The 21,665-nt window shown below is 45.3% G+C and carries 20 protein-coding genes and 4 tRNA genes; 11 read left to right on the plus strand and 13 right to left on the minus strand.

All coding sequences use genetic code 11. From position 1 onward, the window contains the following. Positions 1–78: 78 nt before the first annotated feature. On the minus strand, positions 79–1,392 hold the full coding sequence (locus tag Nant_RS09715) for a DUF945 family protein (protein WP_054341448.1): 1,314 nt from the start codon (positions 1,390–1,392) through the stop codon (positions 79–81). A 153-nt stretch (positions 1,393–1,545) separates the two neighbouring features. On the opposite strand from Nant_RS09715, the gene Nant_RS09720 reads away from it, so the two are divergent. Further along, entirely contained in the window at positions 1,546–1,944 is a 399-nt protein-coding gene (locus Nant_RS09720) for a hypothetical protein (protein ID WP_054341449.1), read from the plus strand. A 122-nt stretch (positions 1,945–2,066) separates the two neighbouring features. Here Nant_RS09720 and Nant_RS09725 read toward each other — a convergent pair whose 3' ends face one another. The 3 genes from Nant_RS09725 to Nant_RS09735 form a co-directional block, all read right to left on the minus strand. Then, positions 2,067–2,981 (minus strand): DMT family transporter, encoded by a 915-nt coding sequence (locus Nant_RS09725; protein WP_054341478.1) that lies wholly within the window; start codon positions 2,979–2,981, stop codon positions 2,067–2,069. A gap of 86 nt (positions 2,982–3,067) precedes the next feature. Further along, positions 3,068–3,511: a hypothetical protein gene (locus Nant_RS09730; protein WP_054341450.1), complete on the minus strand. Its 444-nt coding sequence runs from the start codon at positions 3,509–3,511 to the stop codon at positions 3,068–3,070. 714 nt (positions 3,512–4,225) lie between these two features. Then, positions 4,226–4,840 (minus strand): hypothetical protein, encoded by a 615-nt coding sequence (locus Nant_RS09735; RefSeq protein WP_054341451.1) that lies wholly within the window; start codon positions 4,838–4,840, stop codon positions 4,226–4,228. A 488-nt stretch (positions 4,841–5,328) separates the two neighbouring features. Between Nant_RS09735 and Nant_RS09740 the strand changes: the two genes are divergently transcribed. The 7 genes from Nant_RS09740 to Nant_RS09770 all read left to right on the plus strand — a co-directional run bounded on the left by Nant_RS09740 (position 5,329) and on the right by Nant_RS09770 (position 10,524). Continuing rightward, complete coding sequence (locus tag Nant_RS09740; RefSeq protein ID WP_054341452.1) at positions 5,329–5,712, plus strand: BlaI/MecI/CopY family transcriptional regulator; 384 nt, start codon at positions 5,329–5,331, stop codon at positions 5,710–5,712. A gap of 287 nt (positions 5,713–5,999) precedes the next feature. Next, positions 6,000–6,677: a M56 family metallopeptidase gene (locus Nant_RS09745; RefSeq protein WP_162224931.1), complete on the plus strand. Its 678-nt coding sequence runs from the start codon at positions 6,000–6,002 to the stop codon at positions 6,675–6,677. 148 nt (positions 6,678–6,825) lie between these two features. Next, positions 6,826–7,182, plus strand: a complete 357-nt coding sequence (locus Nant_RS09750; protein ID WP_054341454.1) for a DUF6488 family protein — start codon at positions 6,826–6,828, stop codon at positions 7,180–7,182. 55 nt (positions 7,183–7,237) lie between these two features. Continuing rightward, positions 7,238–7,936: a HupE/UreJ family protein gene (locus Nant_RS09755; RefSeq protein WP_054341455.1), complete on the plus strand. Its 699-nt coding sequence runs from the start codon at positions 7,238–7,240 to the stop codon at positions 7,934–7,936. Positions 7,937–7,945: 9 nt separating this feature from the next. Further along, entirely contained in the window at positions 7,946–8,515 is a 570-nt protein-coding gene (locus Nant_RS09760) for a hypothetical protein (RefSeq protein WP_054341456.1), read from the plus strand. 237 nt (positions 8,516–8,752) lie between these two features. Further along, positions 8,753–9,802: a DMT family transporter gene (locus Nant_RS09765; protein WP_054341457.1), complete on the plus strand. Its 1,050-nt coding sequence runs from the start codon at positions 8,753–8,755 to the stop codon at positions 9,800–9,802. A gap of 101 nt (positions 9,803–9,903) precedes the next feature. Continuing rightward, complete coding sequence (locus Nant_RS09770; protein WP_054341458.1) at positions 9,904–10,524, plus strand: methyltransferase domain-containing protein; 621 nt, start codon at positions 9,904–9,906, stop codon at positions 10,522–10,524. Positions 10,525–10,696: 172 nt separating this feature from the next. Here Nant_RS09770 and Nant_RS09775 read toward each other — a convergent pair whose 3' ends face one another. From Nant_RS09775 to Nant_RS09810, 8 genes are all read right to left on the minus strand, one after another. After that, positions 10,697–14,320 carry a translocation/assembly module TamB domain-containing protein gene (locus Nant_RS09775; protein ID WP_054341459.1) on the minus strand — a complete coding sequence of 1,208 codons (3,624 nt, stop codon included), beginning with the start codon at positions 14,318–14,320 and terminating at the stop codon, positions 10,697–10,699. Beyond that, entirely contained in the window at positions 14,317–16,044 is a 1,728-nt protein-coding gene (locus Nant_RS09780) for an autotransporter assembly complex protein TamA (RefSeq protein ID WP_054341460.1), read from the minus strand. The genes Nant_RS09775 and Nant_RS09780 overlap by 4 nt, the downstream gene beginning before the upstream one ends. 106 nt (positions 16,045–16,150) lie before the next feature. Further along, complete coding sequence (greB, locus tag Nant_RS09785) at positions 16,151–16,633, minus strand: transcription elongation factor GreB (RefSeq protein WP_054341461.1); 483 nt, start codon at positions 16,631–16,633, stop codon at positions 16,151–16,153. A gap of 399 nt (positions 16,634–17,032) precedes the next feature. Next, positions 17,033–17,108: transfer RNA gene (locus Nant_RS09790), tRNA-Lys, on the minus strand. Positions 17,109–17,131: 23 nt separating this feature from the next. Further along, positions 17,132–17,207, minus strand: a tRNA-Lys gene (locus Nant_RS09795). Positions 17,208–17,215: 8 nt separating this feature from the next. Continuing rightward, a tRNA-Asn gene (locus tag Nant_RS09800) sits at positions 17,216–17,291 on the minus strand. Between the two features lie 14 nt (positions 17,292–17,305). Further along, positions 17,306–17,393, minus strand: a tRNA-Ser gene (locus Nant_RS09805). Between the two features lie 118 nt (positions 17,394–17,511). Then, positions 17,512–18,405 (minus strand): LysR family transcriptional regulator, encoded by an 894-nt coding sequence (locus Nant_RS09810; RefSeq protein ID WP_054341462.1) that lies wholly within the window; start codon positions 18,403–18,405, stop codon positions 17,512–17,514. Positions 18,406–18,518: 113 nt separating this feature from the next. Between Nant_RS09810 and Nant_RS09815 the strand changes: the two genes are divergently transcribed. Both Nant_RS09815 and Nant_RS09820 read left to right on the plus strand, forming a co-directional pair. Then, the gene (locus Nant_RS09815) at positions 18,519–19,292 is read left to right on the plus strand and encodes a ferredoxin--NADP reductase (RefSeq protein WP_054341463.1); all 774 of its coding nucleotides are present in this window, start codon (positions 18,519–18,521) and stop codon (positions 19,290–19,292) included. 244 nt (positions 19,293–19,536) lie between these two features. Continuing rightward, a complete protein-coding gene (locus tag Nant_RS09820; protein ID WP_054341464.1) occupies positions 19,537–20,727 on the plus strand; it encodes an MFS transporter in 1,191 nt (396 codons plus the stop codon). A gap of 7 nt (positions 20,728–20,734) precedes the next feature. On the opposite strand, the gene Nant_RS09825 is transcribed toward Nant_RS09820, so the two are convergent. Then, on the minus strand, positions 20,735–21,334 hold the full coding sequence (locus tag Nant_RS09825; RefSeq protein ID WP_054341465.1) for a MarC family protein: 600 nt from the start codon (positions 21,332–21,334) through the stop codon (positions 20,735–20,737). A gap of 64 nt (positions 21,335–21,398) precedes the next feature. Here Nant_RS09825 and Nant_RS21285 point away from each other — a divergent pair, with 64 nt between their 5' ends. After that, on the plus strand, positions 21,399–21,569 hold the full coding sequence (locus Nant_RS21285; protein ID WP_156298825.1) for a hypothetical protein: 171 nt from the start codon (positions 21,399–21,401) through the stop codon (positions 21,567–21,569). Positions 21,570–21,665: the final 96 nt, after the last annotated feature.

Raw genomic sequence — 21,665 nt, forward strand, 5'->3', positions numbered from 1 at the left:
CTTTAACTTTATTCGGGAATACAGTCCTGAAACTTAAGCCTCAAGCCTAAAACGCGCACCGTTAAGTGCGCGGCCCAATTACATCGGCATTACCTGGCCATTTAACGTTGCTACGCCGCCTTTAACCTTGAGTTCTACCTGGTACTCGTCACCTTTTTTCTGAACAAAACCCATCTGCACCAAACCGTTTATCTGACGCGGGTTGTAATCCGGCATGGCTTCCAGCATAGCGGCAGGCACGGTGAACTGTGCATTTAATGTTACATACTGTCTGATTTTATCGGGCTGAGACATTATTTCTGAGACAGCAAAAGGTGCCAGGTCTAGCTCTGCACTGCCTTGTGCTTTATGCCCTTCCCAGCTAACGGACAGATCGTTAACATCCATGCCAATTCCTTGCCGTGTAACTCCATCTGCCACGACCATCAAACCCTCCATCTGCTGAAGCATAGCCTCAGACGAGCGGTCGACCTGCTGCAACATAATAGCCAGCTCGCGTGTAGTTAAATAATCCAGATCAAATGCCAACTGCAGATTAGGCGCCTCGATCGTCTGCGCGGCCTTACCGGCTTGTGAAGCGCTAAAAGAATCTGCTGCGTAATTAATATCCGTGAGCAATCGACCGGCTTCCAGCCTTTGCTGAATCTCCAGATTCAAGCCTTCTACCTGTGCACTAAATTTATCGTTCTCGACAACCACACGTTCAATGTTAAACACACCATCCAACGCCTCAACCATCACGGCCTGTAACGGATCATCGTGATCTAAGTGGCCGGTTTCATGCCCCGTAATACCTTGAATGGAAAGTGTGGCATTGTTAGCCTCAACACCGCTATCCTGCATCGCGAAGTCCAACATGAAATCGCGGTCTTTTTGCTCAAACTCCAATTGAATAGCGCCCAGCGTAGCTTTTTCCTGCTTTGCAGACACGACAACAAATTGACCTGACTGCATCGAACCCGTCATCGACAGCGTCTGCGATAGTGGATTAAAGCGTTGATTAACTTCTAAGGTAACCGGCTCAAGCTCTGTATTTGTCTGGATGGACTTCAGCTTTGCTAACAAGCCGCTATCGGCAAGTGTAATTCGTGATGCCGCACCCAAAAAGCCATGTTTAACTTCAAGATTAAAGGGAATATCCCGTCCACCCATCCATTCTTCAGCACCTTTGGGGAGTTCTGCCGGGGTGTAAACCATCTGGTAATGGGATGAATAAAAACCAGTGTCAGCGTTAACCTGGATAAAAGCCTGACCCTGTGTCTGGTTTTTTGCCTGTTCAACCGCATGCGCTATAAACTTATCAGCCTCTTGACCTGAATAATAAACCCCTGACAGATACACTACTGAAAAGCCCAACACCGACGTCAATCCTATGACTATTTTCTTATTCATTCCCAATCCTGTTTTTAAAAAATACAAAGGACCAAGGATACATGATCTAACCTTAAAAGGAATATCTCTTCTCAACACCTGAGCCTCTTGATCATCCTCGCCAAGCAACGCATACTGGCCGCCAAACAAAACCGACTGTATTGATGTATTGCAATGAACAATCAGCGCCACCCCGATATTGAAATCTATATAAAAACCCGCCCACTTGCCGGAATAGAAAACTGGTTATCGACACTAGGGGAAGCGTGTGTTTCCAGCGTGTCGTCAGAGCCTTCAGGCAATAAAACGCATGAATATACGCTCACCATTGACGGCGAATCTATTCCTGTTTTTGTTCACGAAAAAGCAGCCGGTAAAGCCTGGACCAGCGTGTGGTTCCAATCGGATAAAACCCCTTGGGAAAAAGATCTTGATTGCGCACGCGTTGCATCCTTAGCGCTACAGGCTCAGGTTCGCTGTATTGCCACTGGCTGGACAACGGGTGATGACCCTGATGAATGGTGGAAAGTTGAAGATAAGGTAGAAGAACTGATTACCTGGACTTCTGCCTGATCAACTGACTGAATAACTAAGCTAATGAGTCAGTTAAAAGAGGGACCGTTTTTACGGTCTTTTTTATGTGTAAGAGATCAGTTTATGTTTAAAAAACTCGGTCTCTTATAAATAAGCATCTGTCAGTTACGAGTGTTGCGCGCTGCGCGCTGCGTTTTATGAGCAGCATATTGCTGAAAAGCGACAGCGAACACAATCAGCACTAAACCAATATAAGTCGCACTAACAATCTCCTCTCCCAGAATCGTATGAATCAGAATCAAAGATAAAAACGGCGATAAAAAAATCAGATTACTGACTCTGCTTACATGTGTTGCCAATTTGAGCGCATTCATCCACAGCAGAAAGGTAATACCCATCTCGAAAACCCCCACATACACAGCGCTTAACAGTCCTTCTGTACTGTCTGGAATGCCATCGAACCACCAGGTAGCCAACAACACCAGCGGCGTTCCATTTAAAAAACAGAGCAATAATGATATTTCAGAGGGTGTTTCATTTTTGGCGTTTAGTATCCAATAAAGCGCCCAAAGTACCGTACTAGCCAGCGCCAGCGCTACGCCCAAACCACTATCAAAGGCTAAACCGAATAGGTCGCCACGTGTTGAAATAACCAACACACCGCAGTACCCCAGGATAAGTGCGACAATATCAGAACGCTGCAACGCTTGCCCGAGTAACGGCACGGCCAATAAAGATAGCACTAATGCCCAGGTATAATTCAACGGTTGCGCCTGTTGTGCAGGCAGCAGATCGTAGGCTTGAAACAAGATGACATAATATAAAAAAGGGTTCAGCATCCCTAACAAAACGAAGCGCCAGGGGGCTTTTTTCCAATAACGGCAAACATCACTCCACCGATGCTTTCTAAATACCGCTATTAACAACACCAGTAGTGACGTCACACTGGCGATAGATAACAACTGTAGAGGCGTCAGATGTTGCAACGCCAGCTTAAATGCCGTCGCCACGGTTGACCACAGCAACACCGCACCCAACCCGCAAAGCATCGCTTTTGATTGATTTTTTTCGTCCATGATACCAGCACCAAAGAATAAGCAGCACAGTTTAGTCGAGCGCGACTTAAAATCAAAAATCATGAAATGAAATCTAGATTATCAGCTTACGCTACGGCAGAGATAGAGGGCACAGAGGTCAGTGACTGGCTAATTTGGTCGAGCAACAGACGCCCGGATGACACCAGCGCCATTTTGGCAAATTCATCAGCATAAGCACGGTGCGGCCGGGGCATATCAGCCCGTGCAGAAAGGTGGCTGTTAATATAAGCAAAATCACTGGGCACATCATAATTAACCGAATGATTTAAACGACCCACAAGATAAGGAGTATGTAACTCGTCTATGGTTGGAAAAGTCTCTTCCGGAAGCTTAAAGCCTTCACCGCCTTCACGTTGAGCTACCTGTGGCACGTATGAATAGCTATTCGACTGATTAGTTGAGATAAGGCTCAGCAGCATAGCAAAGTCGGCCCCATGCGGAGCCTGCACTGCCTGGGGCAATGACGATGTATACGTCTCTATCCGCGCCTGTATCTTTTCAGTCTGCATGTTTTGTATCGTTCTTTGTGAATGCCTGTGTCGAATGCTCATCAGCAACTAGGTTGTGTATCGGCACATGATTGAAATCCTTTATGCTTTTTACATAACGTCAGTGTCGTTTCCAGCATAAGTCTGCATAAAATCCATATAAGTTTGCATAATTTGCCCAAAAAGCCTGCATAAGCACTATTTTTGTAGTGAGACTACGAAGAGGGTGGCAGTGCTATGTAGAGCTATACCCAGCCATCTACATTCCTGAAAGCGAACGGAGGAGTATGGCAGGTATCGACCCTAACCGGACAAACGAAGACCAAAACATGTCAATTATTAAACCTATCCCGACATGAAATGATAGCAAAAAACATAGGCGTAAAATTCGGATGGCTTACTGGTAACAGTAGCGAAAGCTACACACTAAAGTAACAAGCCTGATGAGACTGGGCATTCGTTGTCAGACAACGGTTGGGTACGGAATTACTAGTACCAACAGTAGGATCTTTTAGGCGAAGCCCCATGGTGCAGTTCAAAAAATCCGGCGCTTAATCAAGCATTATCCAATGCTTATTTAAAGTCTCAGAGGCTTTATGCATTGCGTGATGGTTGGATCAAGCTTCATTATTCTCAATGAAACGCCCTGTGCGGATCCGGTGTGCTTGCATATCCGAAGAGGGTGCAGGTGTTGTGGGGGTAGAGGGTTAGATACCCTCTGCTATCCGATTATGCTTAAATTTTCCCATATTCACTAATTTTTAGCTTGTAATATTCAGCCCATGTTAGCATTAAGATAACGCTGGAAATACCAAGTAAAATATATGCAACACCCTTTGGGCCTAAGGTATAAAGTAAATTAGTAGCGACTCCAAGAATTTGTGCTCGCCAGCCACCGCCAGTATGTATAAATGACGATGACCATTCTGGATAAATAAACATTACACAAGCCAAAAATAAAGATGAAAAGAACCATAGTGACGTAATAAAGAACCTGAATATGCCGACGACTTTTCCACTAAAGCTAGCGAATACAGTAAACAAAATAGAGAAAGCAATAAAGCTTAAAAATATTGATTTTGCATACCCTGTTAATTCTTCGGCACCGAAATAGTAGAAGCTAAAGTAAAATAAAATTGGCACACTCAGCACTAAGGAAGAAAAAAATATTGCCATTCTGGTCCAGAAGGAATTACGAGAATTTTCAATAGTATTTATGACATGATTAGCCTTGCTCATGTCTAGTCCTGACTGCATTAACATACCAACTATCTCATCATGACTCTTGCCTGATTCAAGCTGATCATTAACAATAGTTACTAACTTCCCAAATGGATCATCGTTACTCACAACAGCTCCTTTTGAGCATGACAGCTGCGCGCTAATTGGGTTTTTAGTAAAAAGCCATAAGCCTTAATCTATTATAATACAAAGGGATAAATGCATTTTTATAGACATGATTTTTGCAAATAGCCACTCCTCTCCTCAATACATTCAATCCCTATACTAGAACCATAGTTCATTAGTTATAAAGATCAATCACTTAGCACTTTATTTCCTTATTCAGGGCAAAGTTGCTCGTTATTTGGGTCAAATTTGACAGTTAATCAGTGACCGAGAAAAAACTATCTAAATGTATGGAAAGGTCGATACTTGCCTATCTTTAGAGTTGCCATATATGGCCGATTCACTTGAAAATAATCATTAATTTGACCCTAATTTCACGGATATTCGTAAAAACCATCACTTATCAGTATTATACGATCATTGACTCTAAAAACATGTTTATGATGAGCACATCATAAAAATCAGAATGTCTGTTAAAAGGTACGCACTAAATGCGCTTAGGTGAATTAGAAAAGTTACTCCTTAATTACCTATGGAAGGAAAAGCTCGCTGACGCCAAGCAGGTGCATAGTCATTTTGAACAAACCCGAGGAGGTAGTCTCAACACGATTCAATCGACTCTGGACAGACTGTATAAAAAAGGGCTTTTAAGCCGAACAAAGTGTGGATATGCATACTCATATTCCCCCGCTGTCGAACGAAAAGAACTTTTAGGCTCACTGATTACGGATATAACTCAAGAGCTGGCAAAAAATGATTCTGATGCCATATTAGAAGCCTTTATAGACATCTCAACTCAGCTAGATGAAAAAAGCTTGCAACGACTCGAAGATTTAATCGCTACTAGAAAAAACAATATGGGTAAGGACAAATGATAGGTGAAGGCCTCAGTTTAATGTTGCATTTACTTTATATTATTTCAATTACCGTACTTATATTAGGTGGGTTATGTTGGCTGATTAACCCTTTTTTCATTAAGTGGGTAACAAAATTCAACCCTCAATCTAGGCTAATTCTACTTCGGTCGTTTGGCTCAACACCTCTAGTCGGTGCATTAGTGATAGGGGTAATGATTTCGATACCAGCCCTTAATCATAGCTCGACATTACCAATAGATCATTGCCATGTTTCTAGTAATTGCATTGGATCTCCTGCTGCTCATATGGTAACCATAAGCGAGTTAGCCGTCATTGGTACGGCATTATGTCTTTTCTGCTGGGCATCTCTAATCGCCTTTATGCAATGGCGGCGTTCTTACAAACTACTTGAGCGTCTCGATGTAACTTCAGGCTCCATGCTGACATCGAATGTTCAACTAATTGAAACTGAACTGCCTCTTGCCTTTTCTTTAGGAATATTCAGACCCAATGCCGTGCTTTCGACTGGGCTCGTCAATAACCTATCATCCCAGCAATTGCATATAGTGTGCACTCATGAAGAGGTGCATGCACAATATAGAGACGGACTCTATAAGTGGATTTTGCGGTTTATGTGTACGTTTCATTACCCCAACGTCAAGCGGGCCGTCTTAAAAGAGCACGCTCTCTCATTGGAGCTGCGAGCCGATCAGCAAGTAGCACTTAGCACTGAATGTAATGTTGCGGTCGCCGAAGCTATTATCAAACTACAACGGCTTATGAGCCCTATCAAGAATGAAGGGCCGCTATGCCAATTTTTGGGTTCTGAGCTGGAGCAACGCGTTCATTATTTATTAGCGCAAGTTCCTGGCAGTTCGTTACCTAGGCACACCTTGCTCCTGAGCACTATTTGCTTTCTTATCCTCTCTATTTGTGGCTCTTTACCTCTCCATAACACCATTGAAGCTTTAATCACACGATAGCGTATCACCCACCTTTTACATGTTTCGCAATATAAAACCTATCGACAGTCGGTTTTAATAAAGGCATACTTCCCTCGCTTAATCCAAACATCAACACAGGTGTGTTGATGTTTATGCAACCGTTAAGACTAACGAGGAAACTAACGCCATGCTTAAAACTATTATTACAACCGCTGTACTCGCCTTCACCATGCTTACCTCTACTATGGCCTACAGCGGCGCAGGCCACAGTCATGGTCCTTCAGTTCAACCTACCAATGAACAGATAGTATCAAAAGCGTTTCAGGAACTAGTCATCATCGTGGATAAGTCTGAACTCGTTGAAGGGAAAACATTAGATAAAAGCTGGAAAGAGGTCACTAACAAAAAAGTGCATAACAAATCTCTTAGGCACTACATTGTTTCCTTTGAACATGCACAAGACAAAGAAACACTTTATATACTTCTGAATAGCCAAGGTACGTACCTAGGTGCGAACTTTAACGGGACGTTTGAAGAGTTTTAGCATCGAATTTGTCCTTTAGACATTATCGTCAAACATAACAAGGAAACTATCCGTTATGCGGTCTAAATCACTATCATTAACTCGATTTTTTATACTGATCTGCGCTTTCGGCTTTTCGGCCACGCTTTTTGCCCACGGGGTTGATGACAGTACGAAGCAATTTTTGCTGGCGAATCAAGGCGTTTCAATCATCCCTTATATGTATATTGGCGCTAAGCACATGGTGACCGGTTACGATCATTTACTCTTTCTTGTAGGGGTTATCTTTTTCCTTTATAGGTCAAAAGACGTCATGGTGTATGTGACACTCTTTACCATCGGCCATAGTTTAACGCTGATGTTCGGTGTCCTGTATGACATTGCGATGAATCCTTATTTAATCGATGCGATTATTGGATTTTCTATCATCTATAAAGGGTTCGATAATCTGGGAGGCTTTAAGCGGCTATTCGGCTTCCAGCCGAATACCAAAGCAGCTGTGATGATTTTTGGCTTATTCCATGGTTTCGGTCTAGCGACCAAAATACAGGAATTCGAGATTCCGAAGGAGGGCTTATTTGAAAACCTTATCGCCTTTAATGTAGGCGTTGAATTAGGACAGTTTTCTGCCTTAATTTTAGTGCTAATAGCACTGAGCTTTTGGCGACGACACCCTAGCTTTTTACGCTTTTCAACGGCAACGAATGCGCTTCTGATGAGTAGCGGAGTGATGCTGGTTGGCTTCCAACTCACTGGTTTTTTTACAACGGTTTAAGGTGACAACATGACTCAATTAGAACAAACCGGTCGTGCTCAGCATGAGCTAGAGCATTCGGTGCAATCAACGAAAACGTTAGTCAAAGCCAGTGCCTTTGCCGGTATTTTTGGGGCCTTTATATTAACAGTGGCGATATTACCTGCCGAATATGATATTGACCCTACAGGCATAGGGGGCTCTCTAGGGTTAACCGCATTGGCGAATGCAGCCTCTCTTGAACCGACTAAGCAGACAGTAGTGGGACAAACTGGCGAGTTTAAAGAGCACAGTACGGAAGTTACTGTCCCAGCAGGTGCGGGGGTGGAATATAAGCTCAATATGTTGAAAGGTGAAGCCATTCGTTATTCTTGGAATTCAGCAGGTGAAGAGCTGTTTTTTGATTTTCACGGTGAACCCAAAGGCGATACAACGGGTTATTTTGAAAGCTATACGGTCAGTACATCCGATACTGCGAGAGGTTCATTCACCGCCTCCTTTGATGGGTCACACGGCTGGTATTGGGAGAACAAAGGAAGTTCACCTATTACGGTATCACTGAAAATCGAAGGGAACTATGAAATTATAGGTATCAAGTAGACCCATTACTTGCTGAAGCAGCTAATGCATACATTTATGAATCACGGAATATTATATGTATTATCTTATTAATGTAGGGAAAGTATTAGTCCTCACTAGCTTTTTAGGGCTACTGGTCGCTTGTGGAGACCACGGGCACGAAGATAGTACTGAAGAAAAGAAAGACCATGGTCATAGCCATAGTCAAAACTAATGGGCTATCTAAGCCCTATTATCAATATTTAGATAGTTTGTCGAATGCAAAAACACACAATTATACTAGCGCTACTGTCAGCGGCTCTATTTGGAGCCGCAACTCCAGCCAGTAAATGGCTTTTGGCTGGATTAACGCCATTCCAATTGGCTGGTTTTTTATATCTAGGGGCTGCACTCGCCGTTGCCCCTGCCTTTTTCATCAAAGGAACGTTATCCCTTCCTTCAATTAGCGACAAACCTAATCGATTAAGGTTGCTAGGCGCAGTGGTTTTTGGCGGGATTTTGGGTCCGGTTCTATTGTTGTTTGGATTAAACCTTGCAGAAGCAGGATCAGTTTCTCTATGGCTCAACCTTGAGCTTGCAGCAACAGCGGTCATCGGGGTGCTTTTCTTTCGTGATCATTTGAGTATTAACGGGTGGATGGGTGTGTTGGCAGCGATGCTGGCAGCATCGCTCCTCTCTTGGTCACAGGGCAGCGCGAGTATTGCTGCTGGAGCCTTGGTTCTTCTTGCCTGCATTTGCTGGGGACTGGACAATCACCTTACCGCACTGATTGATGGAATAACCCCCAGCCAAAGTACTTTTTGGAAAGGTTTAATCGCAGGCAGTGTCAATCTATCGATAGGTATTGCACTAGATCCGCTTAGTCTTGATACAAAAACAATCGTGGGTGCCTTGCTGGTTGGAGCCCTGTCATATGGTGCCAGCATTGTATTATATATACGATCAGCACAGGGAATGGGCGCGACACGTGCACAAGTGATTTTTTCGAGTGCGCCATTCTTCGGTGTCGCATTGTCAGTTTTGTATTTAGGTGAATCGATATCAGGAACTCATCTGCTAGCCGCAGTAATATTTATTGTCGCTATTACTCTCCTATTGCGCGATACCCACTCGCATACTCATGTACATGAAGAATTGAGTCATAACCACGCGCACCGGCATGATGATGGCCACCATAATCACTATCACCCAGATATGCCTTCTTCAGTTCGACATACACACCACCATGAACATTCAGATTTAGAGCACAAACATCCCCACTGGCCTGATCTTCATCACCGCCACTCTCATAAGGACGATGATAAATAGCCATCAGCAGGCTAAATGGAAGCGCCATTAACGGTTTCTGAAGTAGCTATTAATGCCCCCTAAACATACTGTCATATCATAATAATTAAAACTGAGAAGCTATGAAATCAAGCAGTAAACATTGGAATTTAATTTTTTCAGGCGCAGAAGATTCGAAACTAGGGTGGTATGAAAAGGATGCGGAAAAAACATTTGAATTGCTAAATCAAGTTCCAAACTTGAAAGATCTCACTGTATTCTTACCAGGTGCGGGAACTTCAATTTTGATAGAACAGCTTATTGCTAAAGGTGCAAAATTAGTCCTCAATGATATTAGTATAGAGGCTTTAAATAAGGTCAAGGGAAGGCTACAAGTTGATAGCGATAAAATTTATTGGCTCTGCCAAGATATATCCAAACCCATTACAGATGCTATACCAAATGTAGATATTTGGATTGATAGAGCTGTTTTACATTTTCTTACACGTGAAGAAGATATAAAAGGATATTTCAATAACCTTGAATCAAAATTAAAAGTCGGCAGCTACGCCATATTTGCTGAATTTTCTAAAACAGGTGCGCCCAAATGTGCTGGGTTAACAGTGCATCGGTATAGTATTGAGGAACTATCAGAAAGATTGAGTTCATCATTTAAGTTAATAACATCGTTCAATCATACATACATCAATCCCAATGGGGATCCCAGACCATACATTTATGGATTATACAAACGGACAACGTAAAACTAATGACCGCTTTTGGCACAGACCTGCCAAAACACGTCCTCGACTCTGAGCCATCTAGGTCGTTTATCCACTGAAATCACAAAACTACAATTAAGCCTTTGTCGGAAGTAACTTTATGCAAACTGATGGTGCAAACAATAGTCAGTTTTAAACGCTTCAGAAAACAAGCTTAGTGCTCCAGCGTATAGATAAGATCACCGCCACTGCTGTCGGTGCCGGTTTGTGATTCAACACTCCAGCGTTTGCTGAGCCGGTAACGCATCAGAAAAGTACTGGTAGGCTCCAGCAGACCCACTCCATATTTGACATACAATTTAGGCGATAGATATTTACCGATATAAAACGAGGTGTCGTTCAGCGAATCACCCTCCAGCCCCAACTCATTCACGTCAAAAATATCCGTGAGCTTTTCAGCGATAACGTTACCGCCTTTCATCGTCAACGCAGAAGCAGCCTTAAACAGTAACTCCTGTTCCGAAGTGGATGTATTGGCAGCGCCCGGTGCCCGACCGAATAATAAATAAGACAACAGACTACTCTCTGGCATCGCCGGATCTGAAAACAGATCCAGACGCGGTTCGTTGAGGGTACCGCTGACCTTCGCTCCGGCCGTAACGTCATCAACAATACGCGAAACACGCAAATCCAATCCAGGATTATCAACAGGCCCTCCCGTGAACACCAAACTGCCCCGCTCAATATTCAAATCTTGTCCGTAAAGCCGGTATTCCCCTGCAACAACATCCATATTCCCTGTTGCCCGGGTAGCACGGAGGCCATCATCCTCAATCAGAATACTACCTTGCAAGCGCCCTTTAAAACCCAGCGCATCGACCTCTACCTTATCCCCCAATGTCAGGCGCAGGCTTGCATCCATAGCTTGTTGCGGCGCAAGCAATGCATCAGAACCCCCTCCTTCCGGGTCAAGAATAACGACATCGGATGACAGCGGTGTCGCCGATGCTGCGATTTTAGGCGGTGTTATTTTTGCTTCAGGAATTTTTATTTCACCGCGTAAACGGATCAACTCAGGCGTCACAGAAATATCCAATGCCGGAGAGATCCATGCGCTGATTTCATCGGTAGCCATGACCTGAAAACGCTCACCCGCGATGTTTAATGTACCTGAATAGTTCAATGGATCTAATAAGCCGCTGAGCTGCAGTGCACCTTTACCCGAATGCAGAGCCCCGCTTAATAGCAGATTATCGCTGCCTGGCTGATCATGGATTTCTAATTCGATGACATCCAATTTTACGCCCAGCGCTGGCAGCTCAGCACTGGCGCCCACTAACTGCAAGGAACCCCTTACCATCGGTTTTTCAATACTGCCCGTCAATGTCAGAGCTGATTCCAACTTACCGGTAATCGCCTGTAACTGCGGTGAAAACAGCGAGATAAATTTCAGTTCACTGAGGTCCAGCCGGGTGTCACCTTTCAGAATGCCCTGCTGATAGGCATCATCAATAAGAACATCCGCATGCAATAAACCCACTGGCTGCAACAAAGGCAGTTGTAAGTTCGCCTTAATCTGCTCCTGCCGGCCACTCACGTTAAACTGAATGTCACCGCCGATTATATTGAGGTCTTCGCTTTCCAGGCGTACCTGACTCTTAACAAGACGGGTGGTTGCTGAAAATACCGGTCGTTTGCCCGGCTGCTGCACAAAAGAAGCTTGCCCCAGTAACTGACCGTCCAACTGCGTTCCTGCTGGCATAAAAGGTTCCAGCAAACTCAGCGCTAACTGCCGGATCTTTAACTCCGCCTGACTCCCCTTCGCGACAGACCAGCCACCATCAACACACAGTTCTCCTGTGCCGGAAGGTTGTCTCTGCCAGCAAAAATCTTTAACGCTCGCCAATGCGGAACTACCTTGAATCGCTACCGGTTGCGCCAGCTGCCATGATCCAAGCATTTCATTTTGCAGATCGGCGCGTGTCAAACTACCACGCCACTGAGACGCCTCCCAGCGCCCCTGAAGGCTTAACTTCAGGTTTGCAGGCCCTTGCTCAAGCGTTAACGCCGTCTGATGCTGTAAAGGCGTTCCCTGCCCGTCGAGCGTTAGCTTTTTCCAGCGTTGCTCTGCCAGATTTAAATTATTTGCCTGCAACACCCAACGAGAGTTCTGCTGCCCACTGAGGTCTATATCCAGATCCGCATCAAGATCATCAATCTGATTCGCATCAAATTTCAGCCCTTGCCCTTGCAGCCGCGCCACCAAATGCAACTTATCTTGCGGGCCTCGCAGCGTCCCTTTACCCGTGAGAGAACCCAAAGCATTAGGCAATAATTTTTCCAGTGTGGGCGCATTCAGCGCCCAATCCAGATCCATTTTCTGACCAACACGGCCTGATGCCTGTAGCTGCGCACTGGCAACATCTAACGTTATCTGACGAATATCCAGCTCAGTTCCGTTAAGGGCAACACTCGCCTCACCTTTGACGGGCTCACTGCGTAACGTCCCACTCAGCGATACGAGATCGGCCTGTACCTGCAGCGGTTTTTGAGCCGATAATAAACCACTACTACGTAACTGAAAATCCAGCTTTGCCGGCCAATCCGTCCATTCACTGCCCGGATTAATTTTCTGCCCGGTTAGCGCTACCTGCCAGCTAAGCTCAGGCAACCACGTCACCTTCCCTTTTGCCTCAAGCGCTCCTTCGAGCGTACGGCCGGTTAATTCAAACGCAGTGAATCCAGAGCGATTACCGCCGCCGTTCAATGTCCATTGACCCACGGGGATATCTGCACCATCAATGGCGCTGTTCAATACCAATTGGTAGTCATCAAGGCTACCGGTCAGTTTAATATTTCCTTGCTCGCTACGATAAACGGCATCACCTTCCAGCGGATAACCGAGATTTTCCCACTGTCCGTCAAGAGCCACTAGCGGTGTGGTTTGTAAACCGGATACCTTTCCGGAGAGCAGTATTTCAGATTTTTTCGAGGGCTGAGTAACCTGTAGTTTATTCAGCTTCAGGGTATCTGCGATCAGAGCCATTGAAGCGGAAACACCCATATCAACAAAACCGGAAAGCTGCTGTGTTATCTCTAAGGCGGCAATATTTCCGACCAGCGTACCCTGCCCGTTCAATGCAGGAGCATCAGGCACGATCACCTGCCACTCGGTCGATAATTTAAACGGATATTGTTCACTCGGTAGCAGTGAACCACTCAGTTTTACCTGCCCCTGAGGTGCAACCACCTCTAACTGATCCAGAATCAACGTTTGCTGCTCGGTATGAGCCTGCAACACCAAATACTCAATCAGCACGGGTACCGGCTGTGCCTCTGGCTCTGACACAGGTGCGGGCGCGGGGTTAGCTAATAATTGTTGGAATGCCAGCTGATCCAATTGAAGATCATCAATTTTTATCTGAATAGGTAAGCTTACGTCAGGCAAGGAAAGAGGAAATAAAGGTGCGGTGGGTACCGGCTGTTCTTCAGCAGGCGGCAGGATAATAACAGGGTGCTCCAGTACCAGTGTCCGCAGGTGCAATGTACCGTCGAACAACGCCATAGGTTCCCAGACGAGCTGCAATCGCTGCAGCGAGATGTCCAACCCCTCATCATTACGAAAGCTAACGCCTTGCAGGGTTAAAGAATCGTGCAAAGTACCTTCGATACTTTTGATCTGTAACTCACCCGGCAGCCAACGCTGGCTAACAGAAACTAACTGCTGCAGCCCGCCGGTGGTCGTTGTCACATACATAAGAGCGCCCACAATAAGCGCCAACAGCAACAACACTAAGGCAAGCAACCCCAGAAAAATGCGTTTATAGCGTAATCTCATAAATCAGGACCCAAGCTGAAATGTAAACGAACACCGTCAGTATCGCCCGTCTGCGGCACCGCTAAATCGATACGGACCGGCCCGATGGGCGAATACCAACGTACGCCAACACCGACCCCTATATACAAATCGGCGTCAATATCATCAAACGCATTACCTGCATCGATAAAAGTCGCGATACCCCAGTTACCTTTAAGCCGATAATCAAGCTCAAGACTCCCCACCAGCAGGTTTTGAGCACCGGTAACATCACCATCGGAATCAATAGGACTCAGACTCTGGTATTCATATCCGCGTACGCTGTTATCGCCCCCCGCAAAGAAACGCTGCGACACCGGCAACTTATCAAAGTCATCTATCAGGGTGACCCCCGCATCCACGCGTCCGAGTAATCTGAATTTTTCATTTAAGCTATGCACCGCTTTGGCATTAACGCTCAACTGTATAAAGTTTGTATCCGAGAGCAACATATCACTGCCACCCAATGCCTGTAGTGTCAGACGATAGCCATTACGGATATTCAGCCGGTCTTTGGTAGAGACCGTTGTATAACTTATGCGGGGCATCAAAAAATCGGTCTGCTGAGTCTCATCGCTGATCGTAAATTCTTCCTGCTGGAACGTCAGCGATGTCACTCGCTGCCACCGCCCCTGCTGCTGTTGCCATGAAACACCCAAAGAGTTGCTACTGGTATCAACGCTATCCGACTGCTCCTCATCGAGGCTGAGATTCACAGTATATCTATCTTGCTGGGGACGTAATCCGGGAATGGCGTACTCTGCCGTCAGATTGGTGCGAATCTCGGAGGCTAACAATTGTGTGTTGAACTGATGTCCGCTTTTATTGATCCAGCGGCGTGTTATTCCCAACTTAGTTCTCGCTCCGGTATCGGTACCATAGCCAAAACCACCGCTGTACTTAGTCTGTTTATGTGCATCAACAGCCACTTCAATAGGCACCTCAGTGCCGTCTATCTGATCCCAGAGAGGGCGAACCTCCACCCGCTGAAAATAATCACTGTCGACTAAGGCGCTCTGTAGATTGAGCAACGCGCTACTTTGCACCGGGTCTCCTGCTTTAAAGGGTACATAACGGATCAGAAAATCGTCTGATAACGGACTCTCTGTAAACCGCACCTTACCCACTTTAAAACGCGGCCCACTATCATAATGCAAAACAATATTTGCCTGATAAGTCAGCAGATCAACCTCAACCCGATGCTCGCTAAACGCTCCCTGATAATAACCGCGCTCCGCGGCCAGCGAACGTAACTGTTTTTTAAGGTTTTCATAATCGCTGTGTACGAGAGGTCTGCCCGTGCGTAATGAGGAGGCGGATAATGCCTGATTGAAAACATCGTCCCGAAGCGCGTCACCGCTCAGCTTAATATCCAACACGCCGATGGGTAAAAGCGGACCGGGTACTATGTGATACTGAGCTACCCATTTTTCGGCGTTTTCTGTCAGCTCTGCTGTAATTTCCGGGCGATAATAGCCAAAGGGTTGTAATGCTTTGCCAATTTCATCTTCCGCTTTCGCATTCAAATAGCGTAATCGGCTACGGCTAACAACCTCTTTACCCTTCAAGGACTCAAGACTGAGCATCGCCCGGATATTCTGCTCCTGCTCTTTGCTCACGCCTGTAATTTCAACTGCCAGGGTTGCTGCCATAAGGTTCAAAGCAAAAGATATCAGTACGAGCGAGGTAAAACATTGCGCAAACATCAGATTATTTTTCCCATATTAAGCTTATGCTTTCCTGCTCATTTACTGCCTATAAATACCAAAGTCTATCGATGCTTTTAAATTGAATCACCTAAAAAGCGCATTATCAAACCAAGGCACCTGGATAAGAAATTTTATTTACATACCAGACTCTTTCACCTTCAGGCGTCATCACAACAACTTCATCATCAACGGCTTTTTTAAGTAAAGCACGAGCCATAGGCGAATCGATCGAAATATAATCATTACGGCCATAAATCTCATCTCCTCCGACGACTCGAAATCCTTTAAGTTCATCATGCTCATTAATGATTTCAACCCAGGCACCAAAAAACACTTTGCCATCCTGCTGAGGCGAATAATCAACAATTTTAAGCTGGTCCAGACATTTTCTAAGGTATCGCACGCGTCGATCTATTTCACGCAACAGCTTCTTGTTGTATTGATAATCAGCATTTTCACTGCGATCGCCCAAGCTAGCGGCCCAGGTGACTTTTTTCGTTATGTCGGGCCGGTGTTCTCGCCACAGGTAATTAAGCTCTTTTTGTAGCGCCTCATAACCTTCGCGTGTAATTAAATCTGTTTTCATACGTTCCTGACGGCTCTTTCATTTAGCATGTTGACTCTAGCAACTTATCACTCACAGAAAAAGAACGGCGAGAGGACAAATATTTCAATAATATCACAGTGCGACAACAACACTAAGGCAGAGCAAGGGTATACCGAGAGTACAGCTATGCACTAGCGTTATGAAAGGGTTGCTCTATAGAAAAACGAGAGAGGTAACGCAGCGGAGTTAATTGGATCGTGATGCAAAGACAAGGCTTAAAATAGCTTGCAGCTGGCAAACGTTAAGCGAGCGTACGCCAGATTGCAAAAAAGCATTTTTTATGAAAATTTATGGATAGCGAGTCTGAGTGAAGTACTAACGAGAAGAGTGCTGAAAAACAGGCTGTTCTTTTTTGCGGAGTATTCCAGACCTTCAGGATGGTGGGGCGTATAGGATTTGAACCTATGACCAATTGGTTAAAAGCCAACTGCTCTACCAACTGAGCTAACGCCCCGTCCTGAGGTAGATCTGTAAAAATGGTGGGGCGTATAGGATTTGAACCTATGACCAATTGGTTAAAAGCCAACTGCTCTACCAACTGAGCTAACGCCCCGCCTGAAGTGGCTCCTCGAGCTGGACTCGAACCAGCGACCAATAGATTAACAGTCTACTGCTCTACCAACTGAGCTATCGAGGAACTTCAGTATCCAATGGCGGAGGGGCAGGGATTCGAACCCTGGGAGCCTTACGACTCGTCGGTTTTCAAGACCGGTGCTTTCGACCACTCAGCCACCCCTCCTAGGGATGGGCGCAGATTCTATAGTGTTGAGAAAAAGTGTCAACCCTATTGCAGGAAGTTTTTACATTTTATGTGAAAAAAGGTGATTTAAGCATCATTTTGATCAGCAATTGAACAGTCACACTGTCAGTTGTTCATAATTCGCACACATATGTAACCAGTACCGAATTCCGGCACTGCGGAACTTTTGCTTATGTAAAACCAGATAAAACTGGCGATGCATATCACGACCAGCAACATTAAGCTCAACCAAGCTGCCACTCGTAAAAGATTCCTGCAATGTAATCCGCGAAAGACAGGATATTCCTACCCCTGCCCTGACTGCGCGTTTAATCGCTTCTGTGTGCTGCAGTTCCAGAAGAACATTAAGACGAGATAATAAACCGTGCATCGCCCAATCAAATGCCTGACGCGTCCCGGATCCTTGCTCACGTAAAATCCAGCCTGCACTTTGCAAATCCTGATCTGACAATACGGTTTTATGGGCTAACGGATGTGAAGGGGAACAAAAAACCACCAGCTCGTCCTTTAACCAGGGAATAAACTCCAGACTGGCATCATTAGACTCCCCCTCGATCAAACCTATATCCAGTTCATAATTAGCTACTTTCTCTACAATCACCGAGGTATTCGCTACATCTAATGTCACTTTTCTGCCAGGGTGCTTAGCCATATAAGCAGCCATCAACTCCACCGCCAGATAATTACCAATAGTTAAGGTGGCCCCTAATTTAAGGTGCCCGGGTGTCTGATGCTGCATCAGCTCACTTTCCAGACTCCTGGCGCGCTCTAGCAAGGCCTCAACACGGGGACGTACCAACCGGCCTAGTTCGTTGATCTGTAGGCGCTTGCCGACCCGATCGAATAATTGAATAGCAAACTGATCTTCTAAATCACGCAACGCACTACTGGCGGCTGACTGAGACATAGACAGACTGGCAGCCGCACGGGTAATGTTGTTATGATGTGCAACCGCTAAAAACACTTCAAGCTGACGTAAAGAATACTTCATTATCGATTTTTCCGATTACATATATATAAATATCCCGCTTTACCGATAACATACACTTCTTATATCATTTATCACAATAATTCATTCTATCTAGAACAAAGAGAGATAAGCATATGTCATCCATTGGTCAAGAACAGGTCACCAGCGTACATCATTGGAATGACACGCTATTCAGTTTTAAAACCACTCGTGATGCCGGCTTCCGCTTCAAGAACGGTTATTTCACTATGATAGGTCTGGAACACGAAGGTAAGCCCCTGATGCGCGCTTACAGCATTGCCAGCGCTAATCATGAAGATGAACTGGAGTTCTTTAGCATCAAGGTTCAGGACGGCCCACTGACGTCTAAGTTACAGCAAATAAAAGTGGGGGATCAGATTCTTGTCAGCAAAAAGCCGACAGGCACGTTAATCAACGACAACCTACTCCCGGGCAAACACCTTTACTTGATCAGTACAGGTACCGGACTGGCTCCTTTTATGAGCATTATAAAAGATCCTGAAATTTACGAAGCCTATGACAAAGTTATTCTGACACATGGTGTACGTTTTATTTCCGAACTTGCCTATGCGGACATGATCGTTAATGAGTTACCTAAGAACGAATATCTTGGCGAGCTTATCAGCGAAAAACTGATGTATTACCCAACAGTGACTCGCGAGAAGTTCCGCAATAACGGCCGTCTGACAGAGCTGATGGCGTGCGGAAAATTGGCAAAGGATCTAGGCCTGCCAGCATTAAATCCGGAAACAGATCGCTTCATGATCTGCGGCAGCCCAAGCATGTTGAAAGATACCTGCACACTGCTCAACAAAATGGGGTTTTCTGAACATCGACGCGGCGATTTAGGACACTACGTTATCGAGCGCGCCTTCGTAGAAAGCTAACAGTCGAAAGCTAATAGTCGAAAGCTAAAAGCTTATCTCTGATAAACGCCACGCATAGCCGGTCAATGTTTCATACTTGACCGGCTTTTTACTGCTGTTTTTTAACGCCCGCCAAGCTAACGCCCTCTTTCAGCGCTGCCTATCTAATGTCGGTTACTGAAAAACAGCGTTGCGACAATCTGACTATCTCGTACAGAGATAACAGGCTAAGCTTATCTGTCTACTCTCTGCCGGATACATTGAAATGGAATATTCTGATCAGCCCCGCTGGAAACAACCTCGGGTCCTATTGTTTATTATGGCCGCCGCGATGCCCTTTTCGATGGGCACCTGGATGGCGCTGATCAACAATTTTGCGATTGAATATGCGCATTTCGATGGTGCCGATATGGGTGCCCTTCAGAGTCTGCGTGAAATACCCGGTTTTCTCTCTTTTGCGGTTATCTTTCTGCTGCTGATCATCAAAGAACAAACGCTGGCGGTGGCCGCATTAGCTTTGTTAGGTTTAGGTACTGCATTAACCGGCCTGCTACCTAGCTTCTGGGGGCTTTGCTTCACGACGGTATTGATGTCGGTCGGTTTCCATTATTTCGAAACAGTTAACCAATCGCTGCAGCTACAGTGGCTGGAAAAAGGTGAAGCACCTAAGGTCATGGGAAAGCTCATTGCGATGGGCTCAGCCACCGCGCTAGTGGCCTATGGCATGGTGTATATCAGCCTTGAGTATTTTGGCATATCCATGAGTTGGATCTACATGATCGGTGGCGGCATCACCTTTCTGCTGGCAATGGCTGCCTGGAGTCTATTCCCGCACTTTCCCGAAAAAGTGGAACAACGTAAAAAACTTTTCCTGAAACAGCGTTACTGGCTTTACTATGCGCTGGTTTTCATGAGTGGTGCAAGACGCCAGATCTTTGTAGTGTTTGCCGGCTTTTTGATGGTGGAAAAATTCGGATTTTCGGCAGCCGAAATAACACTGATGTTTATCGCCAATATGGCCATTAATATTATTGTCGCACCGTTAATAGGCAAGCTCATTGCCCGCTGGGGAGAACGACGCGCACTAACCTTTGAATACATCGGATTGATCGGGGTTTTCAGTACCTATGCGCTAGTTGATAACGCATTGTTAGGTGCGTCGCTTTATATTATCGATCATCTGTTTTTTGCGATGGCTATCGCCGTTAAAACTTATTTTCAGAAAATAGCATCCCCGGAAGATATAGCGCCCACTGCCGGCATCTCATTTACGATTAACCATATTGCCGCTGTCATCATACCTGCCAGCTTTGGTCTCCTGTGGTTAATATCACCGTCTATCGTTTTTTATGCCGGAGCCGCCATGGCGGCTATTTCACTCGGTCTGGCACAACTAGTACCAAACTGTCCTGTTGAAGGTTCTGAAACGCGTATCACCCAACCGGCATTAATTTAAAACACAGTTACATCAACGACATATTAATGACACCGTCGTGAACAAACTGTATGGCTAATGCGGCCAGCACTACGCCGAGAAACCGGCGCAGAATATCGTCGCCGGTGCGGCCTATCACTTTTTTAACGTAGCGAGAAAGGATCATCATCACCAATGTACCAAGGCTGATGGTCAAAATTGCCAGCGTGATAGACAAGCTGCTTTGGTAGACTGATGCTTTTGAGTACAACAGAATAGCCAGCGTTAAAGAACCAGGGCCAGCCAACATGGGAATAGACATCGGAAACACCGCAATATCTTTTCTCTCCGTGGTACTGGTGACAGTAGTATCCTTTGTAATCAGGTGAAACGCGGTATAAAACAACAAGATACCACCCGATATACGCAACGCATCAATACTGATACCGAGCTTATGCAACAACGGCTCACCGAAATTACCAAACAAGATCAACAAGGTCGATGAGATAACAGTTGCCTTAATCGCCATCTTAATACGGTGGCGCATATCGTCGACAGGCACCAGAGAATGGAAAATCAGCGCCGCTCCTATCGGGTCTATAATCACAAAAAGTGCGATCAACGCATTCAAATAAACCGCGATATCCATTGCTAACTCCTACCTAAAAATTAATGCGACCAAGGTCTAAATAATGCGCGCATAGTAATACCATATGGTCTACAAAGCACCTTCTGATCTTACTCCTGTTACTAATGTTCTTTTTATACACGCTTCTTATGATGCGTTGGCAAAACATCCTTATCCGTTTCCTGTTATCACGCCCTATAACAAAAAAGCACCCGAAGGTGCTTTTGATCACAACGTTATCAACGCCAATAGTTAACAGCTATATATTAGGCTTTTATCTATTAAGCCTTACATATTGGGCTGCTACATATTTGGATAGTTAGGCCCGCCGCCGCCTTCCGGTGTTACCCAG

The sequence above is a fragment of the Neptunomonas antarctica genome, assembly GCF_001305295.1.
Classification (GTDB): domain Bacteria; phylum Pseudomonadota; class Gammaproteobacteria; order Pseudomonadales; family Balneatricaceae; genus Neptunomonas; species Neptunomonas antarctica.